At 67.0% G+C, this 18,346-nt stretch carries 23 protein-coding genes (1 of these 23 running past the window's edge); 8 read left to right on the forward strand and 15 right to left on the reverse strand.

The window, feature by feature from the left end; genetic code table 11:
- Positions 1 to 8 precede the first annotated feature (8 nt).
- The 8 genes from AC6RIC_RS01735 to acnA all read right to left on the reverse strand — a co-directional run bounded on the left by AC6RIC_RS01735 (position 9) and on the right by acnA (position 7,535).
- Complete coding sequence (locus AC6RIC_RS01735) at positions 9 to 293, reverse strand: type II toxin-antitoxin system RelE/ParE family toxin (RefSeq protein WP_454654445.1); 285 nt, start codon at positions 291 to 293, stop codon at positions 9 to 11.
- On the reverse strand, positions 290 to 532 hold the full coding sequence (locus AC6RIC_RS01740) for a CopG family ribbon-helix-helix protein (RefSeq protein WP_454654447.1): 243 nt from the start codon (positions 530 to 532) through the stop codon (positions 290 to 292). The genes AC6RIC_RS01735 and AC6RIC_RS01740 overlap by 4 nt, the downstream gene beginning before the upstream one ends.
- A gap of 56 nt (positions 533 to 588) precedes the next feature.
- Positions 589 to 1,335, reverse strand: a complete 747-nt coding sequence (locus AC6RIC_RS01745) for an SDR family oxidoreductase (RefSeq protein ID WP_499734861.1) — start codon at positions 1,333 to 1,335, stop codon at positions 589 to 591.
- Positions 1,332 to 2,612 (reverse strand): beta-ketoacyl-ACP synthase, encoded by a 1,281-nt coding sequence (locus AC6RIC_RS01750; RefSeq protein ID WP_499734862.1) that lies wholly within the window; start codon positions 2,610 to 2,612, stop codon positions 1,332 to 1,334. The genes AC6RIC_RS01745 and AC6RIC_RS01750 overlap by 4 nt, the downstream gene beginning before the upstream one ends.
- 10 nt (positions 2,613 to 2,622) lie before the next feature.
- Entirely contained in the window at positions 2,623 to 3,756 is a 1,134-nt protein-coding gene (locus AC6RIC_RS01755) for a beta-ketoacyl-ACP synthase (RefSeq protein ID WP_499734863.1), read from the reverse strand.
- Positions 3,753 to 4,217: a 3-hydroxyacyl-ACP dehydratase FabZ family protein gene (locus AC6RIC_RS01760; RefSeq protein ID WP_454654453.1), complete on the reverse strand. Its 465-nt coding sequence runs from the start codon at positions 4,215 to 4,217 to the stop codon at positions 3,753 to 3,755. The genes AC6RIC_RS01755 and AC6RIC_RS01760 overlap by 4 nt, the downstream gene beginning before the upstream one ends.
- A 131-nt stretch (positions 4,218 to 4,348) precedes the next feature.
- Positions 4,349 to 4,630, reverse strand: a complete 282-nt coding sequence (locus AC6RIC_RS01765) for an acyl carrier protein (RefSeq protein ID WP_047580420.1) — start codon at positions 4,628 to 4,630, stop codon at positions 4,349 to 4,351.
- Between the two features lie 205 nt (positions 4,631 to 4,835).
- Positions 4,836 to 7,535, reverse strand: coding sequence for an aconitate hydratase AcnA (gene acnA / locus AC6RIC_RS01770; RefSeq protein ID WP_454654455.1), 2,700 nt, complete (start codon positions 7,533 to 7,535; stop codon positions 4,836 to 4,838).
- A gap of 235 nt (positions 7,536 to 7,770) precedes the next feature.
- Here acnA and ccmA point away from each other — a divergent pair, with 235 nt between their 5' ends.
- From ccmA to AC6RIC_RS01795, 5 genes are all read left to right on the forward strand, one after another.
- Positions 7,771 to 8,394, forward strand: coding sequence for a heme ABC exporter ATP-binding protein CcmA (gene ccmA / locus AC6RIC_RS01775; protein WP_499734864.1), 624 nt, complete (start codon positions 7,771 to 7,773; stop codon positions 8,392 to 8,394).
- Entirely contained in the window at positions 8,391 to 9,059 is a 669-nt protein-coding gene (gene ccmB / locus AC6RIC_RS01780; protein ID WP_454654457.1) for a heme exporter protein CcmB, read from the forward strand. The genes ccmA and ccmB overlap by 4 nt, the downstream gene beginning before the upstream one ends.
- Before the next feature lie 119 nt (positions 9,060 to 9,178).
- The gene (locus tag AC6RIC_RS01785) at positions 9,179 to 9,940 is read left to right on the forward strand and encodes a heme ABC transporter permease (RefSeq protein ID WP_499734865.1); all 762 of its coding nucleotides are present in this window, start codon (positions 9,179 to 9,181) and stop codon (positions 9,938 to 9,940) included.
- Positions 9,937 to 10,122, forward strand: coding sequence for a heme exporter protein CcmD (ccmD, locus tag AC6RIC_RS01790; RefSeq protein ID WP_454654460.1), 186 nt, complete (start codon positions 9,937 to 9,939; stop codon positions 10,120 to 10,122). The genes AC6RIC_RS01785 and ccmD overlap by 4 nt, the downstream gene beginning before the upstream one ends.
- Complete coding sequence (locus AC6RIC_RS01795; protein ID WP_499734866.1) at positions 10,119 to 10,712, forward strand: DsbE family thiol:disulfide interchange protein; 594 nt, start codon at positions 10,119 to 10,121, stop codon at positions 10,710 to 10,712. The genes ccmD and AC6RIC_RS01795 overlap by 4 nt, the downstream gene beginning before the upstream one ends.
- Positions 10,713 to 10,888: 176 nt before the next feature.
- Here AC6RIC_RS01795 and purQ read toward each other — a convergent pair whose 3' ends face one another.
- The 4 genes from purQ to purC all read right to left on the reverse strand — a co-directional run bounded on the left by purQ (position 10,889) and on the right by purC (position 13,338).
- Positions 10,889 to 11,584 (reverse strand): phosphoribosylformylglycinamidine synthase subunit PurQ, encoded by a 696-nt coding sequence (gene purQ, locus AC6RIC_RS01800; RefSeq protein ID WP_499734867.1) that lies wholly within the window; start codon positions 11,582 to 11,584, stop codon positions 10,889 to 10,891.
- Positions 11,585 to 11,587: 3 nt separating this feature from the next.
- Positions 11,588 to 11,830: a phosphoribosylformylglycinamidine synthase subunit PurS gene (gene purS, locus AC6RIC_RS01805; protein ID WP_061966532.1), complete on the reverse strand. Its 243-nt coding sequence runs from the start codon at positions 11,828 to 11,830 to the stop codon at positions 11,588 to 11,590.
- Between the two features lie 84 nt (positions 11,831 to 11,914).
- Positions 11,915 to 12,502, reverse strand: coding sequence for a hypothetical protein (locus AC6RIC_RS01810; protein WP_499734868.1), 588 nt, complete (start codon positions 12,500 to 12,502; stop codon positions 11,915 to 11,917).
- A gap of 41 nt (positions 12,503 to 12,543) precedes the next feature.
- Positions 12,544 to 13,338, reverse strand: coding sequence for a phosphoribosylaminoimidazolesuccinocarboxamide synthase (gene purC, locus AC6RIC_RS01815; RefSeq protein WP_257735084.1), 795 nt, complete (start codon positions 13,336 to 13,338; stop codon positions 12,544 to 12,546).
- Between the two features lie 317 nt (positions 13,339 to 13,655).
- On the opposite strand from purC, the gene AC6RIC_RS01820 reads away from it, so the two are divergent.
- Together AC6RIC_RS01820 and AC6RIC_RS01825 are read left to right on the forward strand one after the other, a co-directional pair.
- The gene (locus AC6RIC_RS01820; RefSeq protein WP_499734869.1) at positions 13,656 to 13,979 is read left to right on the forward strand and encodes a DUF1476 domain-containing protein; all 324 of its coding nucleotides are present in this window, start codon (positions 13,656 to 13,658) and stop codon (positions 13,977 to 13,979) included.
- Between the two features lie 147 nt (positions 13,980 to 14,126).
- Complete coding sequence (locus AC6RIC_RS01825) at positions 14,127 to 14,906, forward strand: HpcH/HpaI aldolase family protein (protein WP_454654468.1); 780 nt, start codon at positions 14,127 to 14,129, stop codon at positions 14,904 to 14,906.
- 172 nt (positions 14,907 to 15,078) lie between these two features.
- On the opposite strand, the gene AC6RIC_RS01830 is transcribed toward AC6RIC_RS01825, so the two are convergent.
- On the reverse strand, positions 15,079 to 15,723 hold the full coding sequence (locus tag AC6RIC_RS01830; protein WP_499734870.1) for a DNA-3-methyladenine glycosylase family protein: 645 nt from the start codon (positions 15,721 to 15,723) through the stop codon (positions 15,079 to 15,081).
- Between the two features lie 85 nt (positions 15,724 to 15,808).
- On the opposite strand from AC6RIC_RS01830, the gene gluQRS reads away from it, so the two are divergent.
- Positions 15,809 to 16,690, forward strand: coding sequence for a tRNA glutamyl-Q(34) synthetase GluQRS (gene gluQRS / locus AC6RIC_RS01835; RefSeq protein ID WP_499734871.1), 882 nt, complete (start codon positions 15,809 to 15,811; stop codon positions 16,688 to 16,690).
- A gap of 5 nt (positions 16,691 to 16,695) precedes the next feature.
- Here the strand turns inward: gluQRS and AC6RIC_RS01840 are convergent, their stop codons facing one another.
- On the reverse strand, positions 16,696 to 17,613 hold the full coding sequence (locus AC6RIC_RS01840; RefSeq protein WP_454654471.1) for an AEC family transporter: 918 nt from the start codon (positions 17,611 to 17,613) through the stop codon (positions 16,696 to 16,698).
- Positions 17,614 to 17,725: 112 nt separating this feature from the next.
- Positions 17,726 to 18,346, reverse strand: partial view of a peptidoglycan DD-metalloendopeptidase family protein gene (locus tag AC6RIC_RS01845; RefSeq protein WP_454654472.1) — the 3' end only. Its footprint extends 1,404 nt past the window's final position; the window shows 621 of its 2,025 coding nt (coding positions 1,405-2,025); its start codon lies off the right edge, out of view; the stop codon is at positions 17,726 to 17,728.

The raw sequence follows: 18,346 nt of genomic DNA on the forward strand, positions 1-18,346 counted from the left end.
GAGTTCTTTCAGAGCTGGTCCGGCCACTGCCGGGAGGTATGAATCACAGCGAGGATTTCGACGCGGCCGTCGCGGACGCGGTAGGGCAGGATATAGGGCGTTCCAGTGAGGACGAGTTCGCGGGTCCCATCGCTCCGGCCCGGCCGCCCGATCTCCGGGTGGCTGACGAGCATCGCGGATCGTTTCTCGACCAGATCGACCAGTGCTGTCGCAGCAGATCGGCTATCCCGCGCGACGAACGCAAATATCTGATCGAGTTCGCGTAGCGCGCGCTTCGTCCAGATGAGCTTCACTCGGCCATGGCCTTGTATTTATTGAACACCGCCGCGACTTCCTCATCCGTCGCGAATTCGCCGCGATCGGCTTCGGCAATGCCTTCCTTGATCCGCTGGATTTGCCAAGCATTCAGTTCGACATAGTCCTGGATCGCCTTGGCCGCGATCCAGTTGCGCGAGCGGTCGGTGTCGGCGGCCAGCGCGTCGAGCTTGGCCAGCATCTCGTCGTCGAGGCGGATGGTGAAGGCTGCCGTCATGTCGGTTCACTCCGGTTCGAGGTGAACCATAGCATGAACGGCGGCCCTGGTCGAACTCAGCGATGCACGCCGAGCTGCGCCGTCAGGCCGCCATCGATCGGCAGCACGGTACCGCTGATATAGGCGGCGGGCTCGCTCATCAGGAAGGCGGCGAGGCCGGCGACCTCTTCGGGCTTGGCGAAGCGGCCGGCGGGGATCTGCGCCTGCATCTTGTCGCGATAGGCGGCGTAGGGCGCCATCATGTCGGTGTCGACGAAGCCCGGCGCGATCACGTTGACGGTGACGCCGCGCTTGCCGGTCTCGACCGCAAGCGTCTTGGCATAGGAGATCAGCGCGCCCTTGGAGGCCGCATAGGCCGCGTTGCCGGGATTGCCGCGCAAAGCTGCGACCGAGCCGATCGCGACGATGCGTCCCGCGCGGGCGCGGATCATGGTGCGCATCAGGCTCTTGGCGAGGCGGGTGAAGGCCCAGAAATTGACCTGCATCGCCGCCTCGGCCTTGTCCTGCGCCATCATTGCGGCCAGCGAATCATAGGGCTGGCCGGCATTGTGGACGAGGCCGAAATAGCTCTCGCCCTCGCGCGCCTCGCAGAAGGCGTCGAGCGCCTCCTTGTCGGAGAGGTCGAGCGGCAGCGCCGTGATGGCGCGGCCGGGACAGCTGGCGGCGATTTCCTCCGCCAGCGCCTTCGCCTGGTCGGCAGAGGAGCGGAAGGTGAAGTCGACATCGTGGCCGGCGGCTGCGAGCGCGCGCACGATCGCCGCGCCGACGCCCTTGGCGCCGCCGGTGACGAGAATCTTGGTCATGCAGCCTCCGGAGGCGCCGTCAGCACGAGGCAGGTGTTCTGCCCGCCGAAGCCGAAGGAGTTGGAGATCACCGTCCTGACCTTCGCCTTGCGTGCCGTATTCGGCACGACGTCGATGGCGATGGCCGGATCGGGGTTCACATAATTGATCGTCGGCGGGATCGTGCCGTTGGCGATGGTCATGAAGGAGATCACCGCCTCGACCGCGCCGGCCGCCGTCAGCGTGTGGCCGATCATCGACTTGTTCGAGGAGATCGGCAGGCTTGCCATGCGCTCGCCGAAGACGGCGGCGCAGCTCATCGCCTCCATCTTGTCGTTCTCCGGCGTCGAAGTGCCGTGGGCGTTGATGTAGTCGACATCGTCAGGCGTCAGACCGGCATCGGCGAGCGCATCCTGCATGGCGAGGATGGCCGGCTTGCCGTCCGGGCTCGAGCGTGTCCGATGGAAGCCGTCGCCGCGCTCGCCGCAGCCGGCGACGATGCCCAAGATGGTCGCGCCGCGTGCCAGAGCATGGTCGTAGTCCTCCAGCACCAGGGCGCCGGCGCCCTCGCCCATGACGAAGCCGTCGCGGTTCTTCGAGAACGGCTTGGCCGCGCCTTCCGGCGGGTCGTTCTGGGTCGAGAGGGCCGAGAGCAGCGAGAAGCGGATCAGCGCCTCGGCATGGATCGAGCCGTCGGTGCCGATGCAGAGAGCGGCCTGGGTATCGCCCCTTCTGATCGCCTCGACGCCCATCTGGATCGCGGTCGCGCCCGAGGAGCAGGCGGTCGAGAGCGAGATCGGCGAACCCTTGGTGCCGAACCGGTCGGCGATATGGTCGGCGACGCCGCCGAAGACGAAGAGCTCGTGCATCGCTCGGAATTTGCCGGTGGCGGCGGTGCGCAGCAGGCCGTCGTAATCGGCTTCGCCAGAGGTGGCCTGGGCCATCTCCTGCTTCTGCGGCCATTCCATCTCGACGGGCGGCACCGCCATGAAGAGCTCGCCGGGGAAATCGCCGTCGGCGCCGATGCCGCTCTGGCCGACAGCTTCCTCGGCCGCGAGCGTCGCGAGCTTCTCGGAGAGCTGGGGGGCAGTGAACGGGCCGTCGAACAGGAAATCGACGGTGCCGCCGATGCTGGTCTTCAGACCCTCGGTCGGGAAGCGATCGATGCGGTGGATACCTGACTTGCCTGCCGTCAGGGCCTGCCAGTTGGTGTCCTTGCCCTGGCCGAGCGAGGTGACGACGCCCAGCCCGGTGACGGCGACGAGCGGACGGCCCTTGGCGTCGCGATGCGTGGTCATGGCTTTACCCTCACGCTTGAACGAGATGCGCGGCGCCTTCGCCACGCCAGTGGCCGGCGCCGGTGACGATCGCTTCCCTGGCCTGTCCGGCTGACAGGGCGATTGCCGCGAGCGCCACCGAAACCGGGAAGGCCGCCTCGACGCCATGGCCAACGAGATCGCCGGCCGCGATGCGCTTGGCGGAAGGGGCGGCCGCGGCGATGGCAGCCGCTTCCTCGCCGGTGATGCCGGCGCAGCCGGTCGCGGCGGAGATGGCGAGCGCGTCGCCACTGAGCGGGCCGAAGCCGCCGAGCAGCGTCGTCAGGGCCGACTGGACCGTGCCAGCCTCGCGGCGGCTGCGCGCGGCGCCGGTATGCTTGAGCTTCGCATAGGCCTTGGCGCCGCGGGCGGCGGCGCGCTCGGCCGATTCCAGCACGAGGAAGGCGCCCGCGCTGCCGGTGATCAGGCCCGGAGCGTCCTCGCGTTCGAAGACCGGCTTGAAATCGTCGCGGTGCAGATAGCCGCCGAGCTCGAAGAGCAGCAGCATGTCGCGCCGCTCGGCATTGTAGGCGCCGCCGACCAGCATCAGGTCGGACTGGCCCGAGGCGATGCGGGCATGGGCGGTGCGGACCGCGTCGACGCCGGCCTGCTCCTCGCCCATGAAGGTGCGGGACGGGCCGGTGACCCCGTGGACGATGGCGATATTGCCGGCGAGCAGGTTGGAGAGCTGGGCCAGGAACAGCGTCGGCCTGAGATCGCTCATCAGGCGTTCGTTGAGGAAGGCACCGGGCTCGTTGGCGCCGCGCAGGCCTTCCAGAATCGCCGCATCGACGGCGTGATCGCGTTCACCGCCACCGGCGGCGACGATGACCTGCATCGCGCTCTTCGCCTCGGTGTCGTCCTTCAGCCCGGCGGAATCGAGGGCGAGGCCGGCTGCGTAAACGCCAAGCCGCTGCCAGGGTTCCATCTGGCGCTGGTCGGATTTCTTCGGGATCTGCTTGTCCAGCTCCAGCGGCGCCAGCGGGTGGAGCGGATAGGGCTTGAAGCTCTCGGTATCGACGACCGGCGGGCCGCCGGCGGCGAGCGCGGCGGCATGGGCCTCGACGCCTTCGCCGAGGCTGGAGGCGATACCGATGCCGGTGATGACCACGTCGCGGCGGTTCATGGGGCAGGCTCCGGTGTCAGGCCGATAGCTGCGATGCGGCTCTGCATCAGCGCGCGCATATCGGCGGGGAAAGGCATCAGGCGGAAGCGCAGCTCGGCATCGCAGATCGGCTTGCCTTCGCTGGTCAGCTTCACCTTGGTCGCGGCGTAGCCGGAACCCTCGATGATCAGCTCCGCACTGGCTTCCAGCTCGGTGCGGGGTTCGACGAAGGTGCGGAACCGCGCCTTGTCGACCGTCATCAGGAAGGGCATCTGCGAGAGGCCGTTGAGACCGAGCAGGAGATAGCCCGAGGCCTGCGCCATGGTCTCGGTCAGCAACACGCCGGGCACCAGCGGGTGGCCGGGGAAGTGACCCTCGAAAACCGGGCTCTCGGCGGGGACGGTGGAGCGCGTCACGATGCGCTTCTGCGACGGATCGAAGGTCACGACCCTGTCGATCATGTCGAAATATTCGAGACGCATGCGATCCTTAGGTCTGCTGGGCACCAGAACGGCGCAAGGCCGCGACACGGATCGGATGATCCGCGCGACGGCCCCTATGCTCTATCGGGAGAGGGACGCCGGCTCAAGCCCGGCGGCCTCAAGCGCAGGCTTTACGCCTTCTTGGCGGCGACGAGATCGTCGATGCGCTTGCAGAGGTTCTCGAGCACGAAATACTGCTCGGCCGGCGCCTTGCCCTCGTTGACTTCCTGCGTCCACTGCTCGAGCGGCAGCTTGATGCCGAAGGCCTTGTCGATCGCGAAGGCGATGTCGAGGAAGGCCAGGGAATCGATGCCGAGATCTTCGATCGCGTGGCTCTGCGGGGTGATCTTCTCCCGCGGAATATCGCAGGTTTCGGAAATGATGCCGGCGACCGTCTCGAACGTGGCGGACATGCTGCGGGTGCTCCCGTCTGGTATCGGTGATGGCGGACGACATCCGAGCGCGGGATATCGCCCTGCGCTTGCCCCAAGTCGCCACCGAGGATGACTGAACCGCCCCCTTACACTGCGGCGGGCGCGAGGACAACCGGGAGGCGTCCCCCATGCGTCATGGCCGGCTTGCGCCGGCCATGATCTGTCTCGTCGCTACGTTTCCGGCTTACGCGGCGAGGCCGCGCAGCACGTAATGCAGGATGCCGGCGTTCTTGAAGTAGTCGATCTCGTCCAGCGTATCGATGCGGCAGAGGATCGGCACCTTCTTCACCGAGCCGTCGGCATAGGTGATCTCAGCTTCCATCATCTGGCGCGGCTTGACGTTGGCCAGGCCATGGATGGTGACGCTCTCGTCGCCCTTCAGGTCGAGCGAGGCCCAGCTCGTGCCTTCCTGCAGGGTGAAGGGAACGACGCCCATGCCGACCAGGTTCGAACGATGGATGCGCTCGAAGCTCTGGGCGATCACCGCCTTGACGCCGAGGAGGTTGGTGCCCTTCGCCGCCCAATCGCGCGAGGAGCCGTTGCCGTATTCGACGCCGGCGAAGATCACCAGCGGCACCTTCTCCGCCTGGTACTTCATCGCCGCGTCGTAGATCGGCAGCTCTTCCTTGCTGGGATAGTGGATGGTGTAGCCGCCCTCGCGACCGTTCGGGCCAAGCATGTGGTTGCGGATGCGGATATTGGCGAAGGTGCCCCGCATCATCACCTCATGGTTGCCGCGGCGCGTGCCGTACTGGTTGAAGTCGGCCACCGCGACGCCGTTCTCGGTCAGGTAGTGACCGGCCGGCGAGGCGGCCTTGATCGAACCGGCCGGGGAGATGTGGTCGGTGGTGATCTTGTCGCCGAACAGGCCGAGGATGCGGGCGCCCTTGATGTCGCCGATCGCGGCCGGCTTCTTGCCCATGCCCTGGAAATAGGGCGGGTTCTGCACATAGGTCGACGCATCGTCCCAGGCATAGGTTTCCGAGGTCGGGGCGTTGACCGCCTGCCAATGCGCGTCGCCCTTGAAGACGTCGGCATATTTCGCCTCGAAGATGGCGCGGGTGACGTTCTGCTGGATGAAGCTCTGGATCTCCTTGTTGGAGGGCCAGATATCCTTCAGGTAGACGTCCTTGCCGTCCGAGCCCTGGCCGATCGGCTGCGTCGTCAGGTCCATCTGGATGGAACCGGCGAGCGCATAGGCGACGACCAGCGGCGGCGAAGCGAGGTAGTTCGCCTGCACGTCCGGCGAGACGCGGCCTTCGAAGTTGCGGTTGCCGGAGATGACGGCGCCCGCGATCAGGCCCTTCTCGTTGATCGCCTTCGAGATCGGCGCTGGCAGCGGGCCGGAATTGCCGATGCAGGTGGTGCAGCCGAAGCCGACCAGGTTGAAGCCGAGCTTGTCGAGATCGGTCTGGAGGCCGGACTTGGCGAGATACTCGGCGACGACCTGCGAGCCGGGGGCCAGCGAGGTTTTCACCCAGGGCTTGACCTTGAGGCCCTTCGCGACGGCGTTGCGGGCGAGCAGGCCCGCCGCCATCAGCACCGAGGGGTTCGAGGTGTTGGTGCAGGAGGTGATGGCGGCGATGACGACGTCACCATGACCGAGATCGAAATCCTCGCCCTCGACCTCAACGCGACGCGAAATCTCGGCGCCCTTCTTGTAGTCGGTGTCCATCGCGGCGGCGAAGCCGGCCTTGACGGCGGAGAGATCGACGCGGCCTTCCGGGCGCTTCGGGCCGGCCATCGAGGGCTGGACCGTGGAGAGATCGAGCGCGAGCGTGTCAGTGAAGACCGGGTCGGGCGTCTCAGGCGTGGCGAAGAGGCCCTGCGCCTTGCTGTAGGCCTCGACCAGCGCGATGCGCTCGGCCGTGCGGCCGGTGGTGGTGAGATAGTCCAGCGTCTCGCTGTCGACCGGGAAGAAGCCGCAGGTCGCGCCGTATTCCGGGCCCATGTTGGCGATGGTGGCGCGGTCGGCCAGCGTCAGGTTGTAGAGACCGGGGCCGAAGAACTCGACGAACTTGCCGACGACGCCCTTCTTGCGCAGCATCTGGGTGACGGTGAGCACGAGGTCGGTCGCGGTGATGCCTTCCTTGAGCGAGCCGGTCAGCTTGAAGCCGATCACCTCAGGCAGCAGCATCGACTGCGGCTGGCCGAGCATCGCGGCCTCGGCCTCGATGCCGCCGACGCCCCAGCCGAGGACGGCGAGGCCGTTGACCATGGTGGTGTGCGAATCGGTGCCGACGACCGTATCGGGATAGGCGACCTCGACCTCGACGCCGTCGATGGTCTCCTTGCGGGTCCAGACGGTCTGGGCGAGGTACTCAAGGTTGACCTGGTGGCAGATGCCGGTGCCGGGCGGGACGACGCGGAAATTGTCGAAGGCGCCCTGGCCCCACTTGAGGAACTTGTAGCGCTCGGCATTGCGCTCGTATTCGAGCTCGACGTTCTGCGAGAGCGCCTTGGGCGTGCCGAACTCGTCGACGATGACCGAGTGGTCGATGACGAGATCGACGGGCACGAGCGGGTTGATCTTCTGCGGGTCGCCGCCGAGCGCCTTGACGCCGTCGCGCATCGCGGCGAGGTCGACCACCGCCGGAACGCCGGTGAAGTCCTGCATCAGCACGCGGGCGGGGCGGAAGCCGATCTCCTTGCCGGCGGTGCCCTTGTCGTCGAGCCAGGCGACGAAGCCCTCGATATCGGCCTTGGTGACGGAGCGGCCGTCCTCGAACTGCAGGAGGTTCTCGAGCAGCACCTTCATCGAGAAGGGCAGCTTGGAGATGCCGGGCAGGCCGTTCTTCTCGGCATCGGGAAGGGAGTAGTAGGTGTAGGTCTTGCCGCCGGCGGTGAGCGTCTTGCGGGCTTTGAATGAGTCGAGCGAGGCCATTCGGGCTTGATCCTGATCAAGGGGTTGCGGTCGCGACCGACATGTCTTCAAGGGATACTGCCCTTGCGGACGATGCCGTTCGAAGGCCTAATGCGCATGACGCGCGCGCCGCCTCGGGAGTGCCCGAGCCCCGCGCCGGATCGGCGTGCGGCGTAGCCGCGGGTTCTATAGAGCAATTCCAAGAAGCGCGCTAGATGAACGAAATGAGCTCGGACGTATCTGCGGCAGCGCTGCCTTGAAACCCGCTTCCTTTCCCCCGACCAGCCTTCACGCTGAAGAACTCGCCTGCCGCCGTGGCGGCCGGTTGATCTTCGAAGGCTTGAGCTTTGCGCTGCGCCCGGGCGAGGCCATCGCGCTGACCGGCCGTAACGGCGCCGGCAAGTCGAGCCTGATCGCGATGCTCTGCGGAAGGCTCAGGCCGGATGGCGGCAGCATCCGGCTGGAGGGCGTGGAGGACGAGGCCGATCTCGCGGAGATCGCGCATCTCGTCGGGCATCGCGACGGACTCAAGACTGCGCTGACCGCGCGCGAAAACCTCGCCTTCGCGCAGGATGTGCTTGGGCATGCCGCAGCGACCCCGGACGAGGCGCTGGCGGCGGTTGGGCTCGGCCATGCCGCGGAATTGCCGGCCGGCTATCTCTCGGCCGGGCAGCGGCGGCGGGTCGCGCTGGCACGGCTTCTGGTCTCGCGCCGTCCCTATTGGCTGCTCGACGAGCCGCTTTCGGCGCTCGATACGGCTTCGCAGGCGATGGTCGCCGGATTGATGCGCGATCATCTCGCGCAGGGCGGTGCGATCCTGGCCGCAACTCACGGCCCGCTCGGGCTCGACGGCACGCGCGAGGTCAGGATCGGGGCATGAAGCGCGCTTTTCTCGCAATCCTGAAGCGCGACCTTGCCGTCGCCAGCCGGGCCGGCGGGGGCGGCGAGCTGGCGCTCGTCTTCTTTCTGACGATGGTGGTGCTCGTGCCGTTCGCGCTGGGGCCCGATCTCAACCTGCTCTCACGGATCGGTCCGGCGATCCTCTGGCTCGGCGCGCTGCTTTCGGTGCTGATCGGGCTCGACCGCTTGTTCCAGAGCGACGAGGAGGACGGTTCGCTCGACCTGATCCGGGCTTCGGCCTTGCCGTTGGAACTGGCGGTTCTGGCCAAGGGGTTGGCGCATTGGTTGACGACGGGCTTGCCGCTGGCGCTGGTTTCGCCGCTGCTCGGCCTGCTGGTGGCGTTGCCGGGGGAAGGTGTGTTGCCGCTGGTCGCGACGCTTCTGGTGGGCACGCCGGCCCTGAGCTTCATCGGGGCGGGCGGAGCGGCGCTTGCCGCGAGCCTGAAGCGGGGCGGGCTGATCGTGCCGGTGCTGGTCGCGCCCCTGACGGTGCCGGTGCTGATCTTCGGGGTGTCCTCCGCCAACGCTGCTGTCGGCGGCACCGTGCCTTTCCTGACGCCGTTCCTGATCCTGTGCGCGATTTCGCTGGGCGCGATCGTGGTCGGCACCGTGGCCGCGGCGGCGGCCCTGCGCTCGGCCGATTGAGCGATGCCCCTCCGGTTCGTGATGTCGCAGCCAGCTCCCACGCATTGCTTGGAACCCGTCGAGATTGCTAAAGCTGCCACCATGGCGCTCAAGCCCCCGCAACTGACATCGCCGGCATCATGGCCAGCCTGATCGACCTCGCGAATCCGACGCGCTTCATGCGCTTCTCGGCCGTGCTGCTGCCGTGGCTTGCCGCGATCGCGACATTGTCGATCATTGTTGGCCTGTACCTCGCCTGGTTCAAGGCGCCGGCCGACTACCAGCAGGGCGAGACCATCCGGATCATGTTCATCCATGTGCCGGCCGCCTGGCTCGCCATGATGTTCTATTCGATGATGGCGCTTTCGGCGCTGGGCACGCTGGTCTGGCGCCATCCCCTCGCCGATGTCGCGCAGAAGGCGGCCGCTCCGATCGGCGCCTGCTTCGCGCTGATCTGCCTGATCACGGGCGCGCTCTGGGGCAAGCCGATGTGGGGCACCTATTGGGTCTGGGACGCGCGGCTGACATCCATGCTCGTGCTGCTGCTGATCTATCTCGGCATCGTCGCGCTCTGGCGGGTTCTCGACGATCCCTCGCGCGCGGCGCGGGCCGTCGCCATCCTGACGCTGGTCGGCTTCGTCAACGTGCCGATCATCAAGTTCTCGGTCGACTGGTGGAACACCCTGCACCAGCCGGCCTCGGTGCTGCGCATGGGCGGGCCGACGATCCATCCCGCGATGCTGTGGCCGCTGCTGATCCTGGCGGTCGGTTTCACGCTGATGGCGCTGTCGATGCACATGGTTGCGATGCGCGCCGAGATCATGCGCAGGCGGGTGCGGACACTGACGATCCTCGAAGCCGAGCGGCTCGACCGCTTGGCGGCGCAGGGAGTGCCGGCATGAGCGGATTTCTGGACGCAATCGGGCCGCATGCCGGTTTCATCCTGGCTTCCTATGGCGCCTCGGCGCTCGTCCTTCTCGGATTGACGCTGGCGATCCTGCGCGACCATGCCGCCCAGAAACGGGCACTCGATGCGCTGGAGCGTCGCGGCGCCGGTCGCCGTTCGGGCCGGGAGGCGGCATGAGCCAGGTCGAAGTCACGCCGCGGCGGCGTTCGCCGCTGGTTTTTCTCGCGCCGCTGATCATTTTCGGCCTGCTTGCCATCGTCTTCGGCATCGGGCTGTTCAGCGGCGACAAGAGCAAGGTGCCCTCGGCTCTGATCGGGCGTGTCGCGCCGGCGATCACGCTTGCGCCGCTAGACGGGCTGCAGCGGGACGGCAAGCCGGTGCCGGCCTTCGGCAGTGCCGATCTCGCGGGGGGGAAGGCGACGCTGGTCAATGTCTGGGCGAGTTGGTGCGCGCCCTGCCGCGTCGAGCATCCCGTGCTGATGGGCCTCGCCGAGACTGACGCCGTCAAGCAGGGCAAGGTCGCGCTGGTCGGGATGAACTACAAGGACGAGGCCGAGAATGCCCGCCGTTTCCTCGGTGCGCTCGGCAATCCGTTCTCGGCGGTCGGTGTCGACCGGACCGGGCGCGGCGCGATCGAATGGGGCGTCTACGGCGTGCCCGAGACCTTCGTCATCGGGCCGGATGGCCATATCCTCGACAAGCATGTCGGGCCGCTCGACCAGAATGCGGCGAGCAAGCTGCTGCAGCGGGCGCTGAAGGCGCGCTGACAAGGCACGACCCACCCCCTCTCCCCTTGCGGGAGAGGGCCGGGGTGAGGGGGCGCGCTGTGCTGAATCGTTTTATGGTCGGTTGTGCGCTAACCGGAGAGGCCTGAGCGACCCCTCATCCGTCTCGGCTTTGCCGAGCCACCTTCTCCCGCAGGGGGAGAAGGGAAGGCTGCGCCTCAGGCCGCGCGCTTGGAGCCGACGAGGCTCTGGAACAGGCCGCGCCCATCCGTACCGCCGACCAGCGAATCGATCAGGTTTTCCGGGTGCGGCATCAGGCCGAGCACGTTGAAACCGGGCGAATAGATGCCGGCGATGTTGTTGAGCGAGCCGTTCGGGTTTGCCGCCGGGGTGACATTGCCCTCGGCATCCGCATAGCGGAAGGCGACGAGGCCTTCGCCTTCGAGGCGGGCGAGCGTCTCGGCATCGGCGATGTAGTTGCCTTCGCCATGGGCGATGCAGACATCGATCGCCTGACCCTTGGCATAGGCGCTCGTATAGGGCGTATCGTTGCGCTCGACCTTGAGGTACTGGCGCTTGCAGACGAATTTCAGATGGGCGTTGCGCACGAGGATACCGGGCAGGAGCCCTGCTTCGCAGGCGATCTGGAAGCCGTTGCAGATCCCCAGCACATAGCCGCCGCGGGCGGCATGGGCGCGGGTCGCGTCCATGATATGGGCGCGGCCGGCGATGGCGCCGGTGCGCAGATAGTCGCCATAGGAGAAGCCGCCGGGCAGCACGACGAGATCGGTCCCGGCCGGCAGCTCGGTGTCGCCGTGCCAGACATGGGTGACTTCGGCGCCGGCCTGCTTCAACGCCTTGGCGACGTCGCCCTCACGGTTGGAGCCGGGAAAGGTGATGACGGCGGCTTTCATCGCTCAGGCTCCGATCTCGACGCGGTAGTTCTCGATCACGGTATTGGCGAGGAGCTTTTCGCAGGCGGCCTTGAGGGCGGCCTCGGCGGCGGCCTTGTCCGAGCCCGAGAGCTCGATATCGAAGACCTTGCCCTGGCGCACCGATTCCACGCCGGCGATGTCGAGCGACTTCAGCGCGCCCTCGATCGCCTTGCCCTGCGGATCGAGCACGCCGTTCTTCAGGGTGACGGTGACGCGGGCTTTCATGGGGTTCTCCGGACGCGGATTGTTACGGGGTGCTTTAGAGGCGAATCGGGGCGGGCTCAACCGTTTCCCACCGTTTCACGTGAATCAGCGGCTGCGCCAGGCGGCCTCGGCGTCGCGGCGGGCGGCTTCGGCGGTCTCGCTCACGGCAAGCGCCAGCACGAGACGGTCGCTCTCGCGGCCGTAGAGGATCGCGGTGACAGCCTGGCGGCCGGCGGTGTCAAGCGAGCGGATGGTGACGAGAACGCCTTTGGCTTCAGCCGAATCAATGCGAGCGACATCGGTGGTGCTGTGGGCCTCCGGTTTCGCTTCCGGCTTCTTCTTCTGGTTGCGCTGCGCCTTGCGGCGCTCGGCCGCCTTCGCAGCCGCGAGCTGAGCGAAGGCTTGCCCGAGGCTCGCCGGGCTTTCCGACAGGGCCTTTTCCATGTCGCGCGCCCGGCCGCCTCCGAGGGCGACGACCGCCGCAAAGCCCTGGCGCGTGCAGCTGTCGCGCGGACAGAACACCATCGAGCGGGCTTCGAGCCCGTCATTCAGCACCCAGGAGCCGATCGGCAGGGGCTGCCAGCCCTGCGAAGCCGGCAGATCGGCGATGCCGGGTCCGAAATGATGCGAGCAGGCTCCGAGCAGGAGGCTGCTGGCGAGAGCCAGGGCCGCGACATGAAAACGGGAGCGCATGCGCTCCCGTGTCATTCGCGAAAATGGCGCCGCGATGGCCTTCACTGCACGAGGCGCGGGCCGGATGGGCCGGGGTTCTCGTTCTCGCCCAAGATGCCGAGGCGGCGGGCGACTTCGGAATAGGCCTCGATCAGGCCGCCCATGTCGCGGCGGAAGCGGTCCTTGTCCATCTTGTCCTTGGACTTGATGTCCCAGAGCCGGCAGGAATCGGGACTGATCTCGTCGGCGACGACGATGCGCATCATCTCGCCTTCCCAGAGCCGGCCCGTCTCCATCTTGAAGTCGACGAGGCGGATGCCGGCGCCGAGGAACAGGCCGGAGAGGAAGTCGTTGACGCGGATGGCGAGCGCCATGATGTCGTCGATCTCCTGCGGCGTCGCCCAGCCGAAGGCGGTGATGTGCTCTTCCGAGACCATCGGATCGTTCAGCGCGTCGTTCTTGTAGTAGAACTCGATGATCGAGCGCGGCAGCTGCGTGCCTTCCTCGAGGCCCAGCCGCGTCGCCAGCGAGCCGGCGGCGATATTGCGCACGACGACCTCGAGCGGGATGATCTCGACCTCGCGGATGAGCTGCTCGCGCATGTTCAGCCGGCGGATGAAATGCGTGGGCACGCCGATATCGTTGAGATTCGAGAAGATGTGCTCGGAGATGCGGTTGTTGAGCACGCCCTTGCCGTCGATCACTTCATGCTTCTTGGCATTGAAGGCGGTGGCGTCATCCTTGAAATGCTGGATCAGCGTACCGGGCTCGGGTCCTTCATAGAGGACCTTCGCCTTGCCTTCGTAAATGCGACGGCGGCGATTCATGGGTATGTACCGTGGCTTGAGGAAATCCAAAGGTTGGCCCTTCTCTGGACGCGATGGGGTCGCGGCGGGATCTGGCCCCTGATCTGTTCTTGTCCTTCGCCGTCGGCTTGCCGGAGCCGCACAAGGCGAATCCAGCGGCGGCAACGGCGCCGGTTGTGAGCGGGAGCGCCAAGGGCGCCCTCGCGCCTGCTATATGGAGTGTCTGCGCCGCAAACGCAACAAATCGGCGTCCGGAGGCCTCCGGACGCTTAAAGACCGCTGAAGACCCTGATCGAGGCTGGCTCTCGCCTCGCGAGCAACCTATATGGTTGAGTGACATATTCCCCAGACAAGGACATGGACGCCGCATGACGACCTTCGACCAGCGCAAGGATGCCTACGAGAACAAGTTCGCCCATGACGAGGAGCTGCGCTTCAAGGCGACGGCCCGGCGCAACAAGCTGCTCGGGCTCTGGGCTGCCGAGAAGCTCGGCAAGAGCGGCGCCGATGCGGAGGCCTATGCCAAGTCGGTCGTCGTGGCCGATTTCGAGGAGGCCGGCGACGAGGACGTGGTGCGCAAGGTCAAGAACGACTTCGCGCTTGCCGGCGTCTCCATCACCGATACCGAGATCCGCACGGTGATGACCGAGCTGCTGATCAAGGCGGCCGACGACATTCAGGCCGCGCGCTAAGCGCACGCCTTCGGCCGCATCCCGGCTGACGCAGGACGTCTTTGAAACGGGCGCATGGGCGCCCGTTTGCTTTTCCGGGCTGACACTGTTCAACCTGCATCGACCGCCGCAACGCCCGAAATGCGGCCAGACACGGATGAACGCATCATGGCCAAGCCCACCGTCCTCGCTTCCCTCGCCGATCGTTTCGCCCGGGGTGACAGCGTCGTCTCGGCCTGGTGCGGTTTGCCCGACCCCTCCGTCTCGGCGATCCTGGCGCAGGAGGATTTCGATGCGATCACGCTCGACATGCAGCACGGGCCGATCACACTCGCCGAGGTCATTCGCGCGATCCCGCTGATCAACGCCGCCGGCAAGCCGGTGATCGCGCGCATTCCGGTCGGCGAATTCCAGAACGTCTCGAAGCTGTTCGACAGCGGCGTCTCCGGCGTCATCGCGCCGATGATCAACACGATGGAGGATGCGCGTCGCTTCGCGGCCTATGCCAAGTATCCGCCGATGGGCGAGCGCAGCTGGGGCAGCTATGGCGGTCTCGGGGCCTCGGGCCTCGACCAGAACAGCTATCTCAAGACCGCCAACAGCTTCTCGATGACCTTCGCGATGATCGAGACGCGCGAGGCGATGGCGATCGTCGACGACATCCTGGCGCTGGACGGGATCGACGCGCTCTTCGTCGGGCCGTCCGACCTGTCGATCGCATTGTCCGGCGGGGCGAAGGTCGATGCCACCGCGCGCGAGGTCGATGAGGCGCTCAAGCATGTCGTCGCCCGCGCCTCGGCGGTGAACAAGCCGGTCGCTTTCTATTGCGCGACGGCGGAGCGCGCCAAGCAGGGCCTCGAGATGGGCGCGCGCATGGTCACGGTGATGAGCGATTCCGGGATGCTGAAGGCGGCCGCGCAGGCGGCGCTGAAGATCACACGGGGCTGATCTCGGATTACGTCTCCTCGCCTCTCGCTTTTACGAGGAAACACGCCGTCATCCCGGGCTTGGCCCGGGATCCATGCCGGACCGGTCCCGATAAAGGTTCAGGCATGGATCCCGGATTTCCGCTTCGCTGCGTCCGGGATGACCCGCGCTCTTCTTAAACATGCGACGCGCCTCAGGCGTTGATGCCCTCGCGGCGTTTCAGCAGGGCGTAGTCCGCCCAGAGCAGCCGCGCCGCGACGCCGCGCCATGGCCGCCAGGCTTCCGCCATGGCCTGAAGCTCGGCCGGCTTCGGTCGGGCCGCGAGGCCGAAGGCGTGGCGGGCGGCTTCCTGGATGGCGAGGTCCCCGGCCGCGAAGCCGTCGCGATGGCCGAGGCAGAACAGCAGATAGACATCGGCCGTCCAGGGGCCGATGCCGGAGATCGCCGTCATCTGCGCATGAACCTCCTCGGGCGAAGCGTGTTCGAGCGCCTCGAAGGTGAAGCGCCGCTCGACCAGCGCGGTCGCGAGCGCGAGCAAGGTGCGCTGCTTCGGCCGCGACAGGCCGGACAGGCGCATGTCGTCATCGGTCGCGGCCAGGACGCGCTCTGGCGTCAGCGGGACGAAGACCCCGGCGAACCGGCTCCAGACGGCGCGCGCGCTGGCGACCGACAATTGCTGGGATACGATGATCGCGGCGAGGCCGGGAAAGCCGCCCTCGCGCAGCCGCAAGGGCGGCAGGCCGGTGCGCGCGACGATCGGCTGCCAGTCCGGGTGCAGGGCGACGAGGGCGGCCATGCCTTCCTCGAGATCGGCGTTTGATGTGATTCTCTCGATCATGGTCCGGGTATCGATGGCAGAGGCGACGGCTTTCGTCAGCAGGGAGCGGCTTGGCGCAGATGCGCGCAATGCCTAGACAGGATCGATGCAGCCCGCTCCACCCGTTTTCCGCTTCGCGCCGAGCCCGAACGGGCGGCTTCATCTTGGCCACGCGCTGTCGGCCCTGACCAATGAGGCGCTGGCCCGGCGGTTCGGCGGGCGCCTGCTGCTGCGGATCGAGGATATCGACCTGACCCGGTGCCGACCGGAACTCGTCGAGGGGATCGAGGCCGACCTGGCCTGGCTCGGCATTCGTTTCGAGCCCGGCTTCCGCAGGCAATCCCAGCATTTCGACGATTGCGCCGGAGCGCTGGGGAGGCTGCGCCGGTGGGGGCTGGTCTATCCCTGTTTCTGTTCCCGGCAGGAGATCCGCAATGCGGTCGCGGCGCGGGAAACCGCGACCGGGCAGCCCTGGCCGGTCGATCCGGATGGCGCGCCGCTCTATCCCGGTTCCTGCAAGGGGCTCGCTTCCGACAATGCGGCGCAGCGCATCGCGGCCGGGGAACCGCATGTGCTGCGGCTCGACATGGCGGCGGCGCTCGCGGCGGCCGCGCTGCCGCTGAGCTATACGGTCTTCGATGCCGACGATGCCCGGCGGTCCGTGCCGGCTGCGCCGGAACGCTGGGGCGATGTCGTGCTGGCCCGCAAGGACGTGCCGACGAGCTACCATCTCGCGGTCACCGTCGACGATGCGCTGCAGGGCGTGACCCATGTCGTGCGCGGCCGCGATCTCGAAGCGGCGACGGATGTCCACGTCCTGCTGCAGCACCTCCTCGGTCTGCCGACGCCGCTCTATCACTTCCACCGCCTGCTGCTCGACGACGACGGGCAGAAGCTCGCCAAGAGCCGGGATTCGCAGGGCCTTGCGGATTTGCGCGCCGATGGGATCACTGCGACAGAGATCCGCCGGCAGCTCGGCTTCGCCTGAACCCCTCAGCCGACGCCGAGGAAAGTCAGCCAGGCGGCTGTGGTGAACAGGGAGAGCAGGGTCGAGAGCGTGATCGCGCTCGATGCATCGGCTACGCCCTGCCGATAGCGCTCGGCGAAGAGATAGGCGTTGATCCCGCACGGGCAGGCCGCGAACAGCACGGCGACGCCCGACCAATGCGCGGGCATCTCGAAGACCCGCGTCGCCAGCCAATAGACCAGCAGGGGATGCAGGCCGAGCTTCAATCCGCTGAGGACCGCCGGCAGGGCGAGGCCGGATTCGAGGCCGTAGCGGCGCATGGCGATGCCCAGGCTGATCAGCGCGCAGGGCACGGCAGCGCCTGCCAGCAGATCGACCAGCGTCCAGGCCGGCTCGGGAATGTACGCGATGAATGGACGGGCTGCCGATCCCAGCAGGATGCCGATGATGATCGGATGGGTGAACAGGCGCTTGACCAATTGCGGGATCGAGGCCGACCGCCCTTCCGCCAGCAGCGTCGCCGCCGTCATCGTGACCGGCAGATGGACGGCGAGCAGCAGGCCGAGCGGCACGGCGCCGGCATCGCCATAGGCCTTCAGGATCATGGGGACGCCGACGAAAACGGTGTTCGACTGCGCGGCGGCAAAGCCGGAGACGACGAGTTCCGGCCCCTTCCGAGCGAAGAACCTGGCCGCGATGACCATCGCCAGCGCCCAGACCACGGCGAGGCCGGCGAAATAGGCGATCCAGTAGCCCCAGGGCTGTGTCATGGGGATGTCGGCCTTGGCGAGCGTGCGGAACAGCAGGCAAGGCACGGCGAGGACGAAGACGAAATCCGACAGGCCTTCGCCCGTGGTCTCGCGCAGGAGCTTGCTCCAGCGTGCGAGATAGCCGAGGCCGATCAGCCCGAAAACGGGCAGGACGACGAGGAGAGAAGCGAGCATGGCTTCGGAACTCGCGCGAGAGAGGAACGCCAGCCTCCGCGGTGTCCGCTTGCGGAAGCGCTGTCAAGCAGCCGAAGCGGAGCGGAGGTTCTAGCGCTTTGCCGTCATGCGCTCAGCGCAATTGCGCGAGCGTGCCGCCGGCTTTCTCGATCAGGCCGCGGATCTCGTCGCGCTGGCGCTTGAACTCGGCGAGCGTCGTGCCCTGGAGCTCGCGCCCGCGGGGCACGCGGATCTTCATCGGGTTGACGAAATTGCCGTTGACCAGAACCTCGTAATGCAGATGCGGGCCGGTGGAGAGGCCGGTATTGCCGAGATAGCCGATGACCTGGCCCTGCCGCACCTTGGCGCCCGGCACGATGCCGTTGGCGAAGTTCGACTGGTGCGAATAGGTGGTGACATAGCCGTTGGCGTGCTGGATCTCGGTGTGCTTGCCATAGCCGGAGGACCAGCCGGCCTTGAGCACGGTGCCGTTGCCGGCGGCGAGGATCGGCGTGCCGATCCGGTTCGACCAGTCGACGCCGGTATGCATCTTCGAATAGCGCATGATCGGGTGGTAGCGCATGCCGAAGCCGGAGCGCAGCTCGCCATCGGCGATCGGCTTGCGCAGCAGGAACTTCTTCAGCGATTTGCCCTCGTCGTCGAAATACTCGATCAGCCCGTCATCGGGGGCCTGGTAGCGGAAGACCCGGCGCGCCTCGCCGTTCACCGTCAGGGTCGCTGACAAAATCTCGGC

The organism is Allobosea sp. TBD101 (assembly GCF_059817965.1).

What these genes read in the sequence shown, in the direction of transcription:
- AC6RIC_RS01765 (WP_047580420.1), bottom strand. Translation starts at nt 4,630, where the DNA reads ATGTCCGCCACGTTCGAGACGGTCGCCGGCATCATTTCCGAAACCTGC.
- AC6RIC_RS01795 (WP_499734866.1), top strand. Translation starts at nt 10,119, where the DNA reads ATGAGCCAGGTCGAAGTCACGCCGCGGCGGCGTTCGCCGCTGGTTTTT.
- ccmD (WP_454654460.1), top strand. Translation starts at nt 9,937, where the DNA reads ATGAGCGGATTTCTGGACGCAATCGGGCCGCATGCCGGTTTCATCCTG.
- AC6RIC_RS01825 (WP_454654468.1), top strand. Translation starts at nt 14,127, where the DNA reads ATGGCCAAGCCCACCGTCCTCGCTTCCCTCGCCGATCGTTTCGCCCGG.
- AC6RIC_RS01810 (WP_499734868.1), bottom strand. Translation starts at nt 12,502, where the DNA reads ATGCGCTCCCGTTTTCATGTCGCGGCCCTGGCTCTCGCCAGCAGCCTC.
- AC6RIC_RS01830 (WP_499734870.1), bottom strand. Translation starts at nt 15,723, where the DNA reads ATGATCGAGAGAATCACATCAAACGCCGATCTCGAGGAAGGCATGGCC.
- purQ (WP_499734867.1), bottom strand. Translation starts at nt 11,584, where the DNA reads ATGAAAGCCGCCGTCATCACCTTTCCCGGCTCCAACCGTGAGGGCGAC.
- ccmB (WP_454654457.1), top strand. Translation starts at nt 8,391, where the DNA reads ATGAAGCGCGCTTTTCTCGCAATCCTGAAGCGCGACCTTGCCGTCGCC.
- AC6RIC_RS01840 (WP_454654471.1), bottom strand. Translation starts at nt 17,613, where the DNA reads ATGCTCGCTTCTCTCCTCGTCGTCCTGCCCGTTTTCGGGCTGATCGGC.
- acnA (WP_454654455.1), bottom strand. Translation starts at nt 7,535, where the DNA reads ATGGCCTCGCTCGACTCATTCAAAGCCCGCAAGACGCTCACCGCCGGC.
- gluQRS (WP_499734871.1), top strand. Translation starts at nt 15,809, where the DNA reads ATGCAGCCCGCTCCACCCGTTTTCCGCTTCGCGCCGAGCCCGAACGGG.
- AC6RIC_RS01750 (WP_499734862.1), bottom strand. Translation starts at nt 2,612, where the DNA reads ATGACCACGCATCGCGACGCCAAGGGCCGTCCGCTCGTCGCCGTCACC.
- purS (WP_061966532.1), bottom strand. Translation starts at nt 11,830, where the DNA reads ATGAAAGCCCGCGTCACCGTCACCCTGAAGAACGGCGTGCTCGATCCG.
- AC6RIC_RS01740 (WP_454654447.1), bottom strand. Translation starts at nt 532, where the DNA reads ATGACGGCAGCCTTCACCATCCGCCTCGACGACGAGATGCTGGCCAAG.
- AC6RIC_RS01745 (WP_499734861.1), bottom strand. Translation starts at nt 1,335, where the DNA reads ATGACCAAGATTCTCGTCACCGGCGGCGCCAAGGGCGTCGGCGCGGCG.
- AC6RIC_RS01785 (WP_499734865.1), top strand. Translation starts at nt 9,179, where the DNA reads ATGGCCAGCCTGATCGACCTCGCGAATCCGACGCGCTTCATGCGCTTC.
- AC6RIC_RS01820 (WP_499734869.1), top strand. Translation starts at nt 13,656, where the DNA reads ATGACGACCTTCGACCAGCGCAAGGATGCCTACGAGAACAAGTTCGCC.
- AC6RIC_RS01760 (WP_454654453.1), bottom strand. Translation starts at nt 4,217, where the DNA reads ATGCGTCTCGAATATTTCGACATGATCGACAGGGTCGTGACCTTCGAT.
- AC6RIC_RS01755 (WP_499734863.1), bottom strand. Translation starts at nt 3,756, where the DNA reads ATGAACCGCCGCGACGTGGTCATCACCGGCATCGGTATCGCCTCCAGC.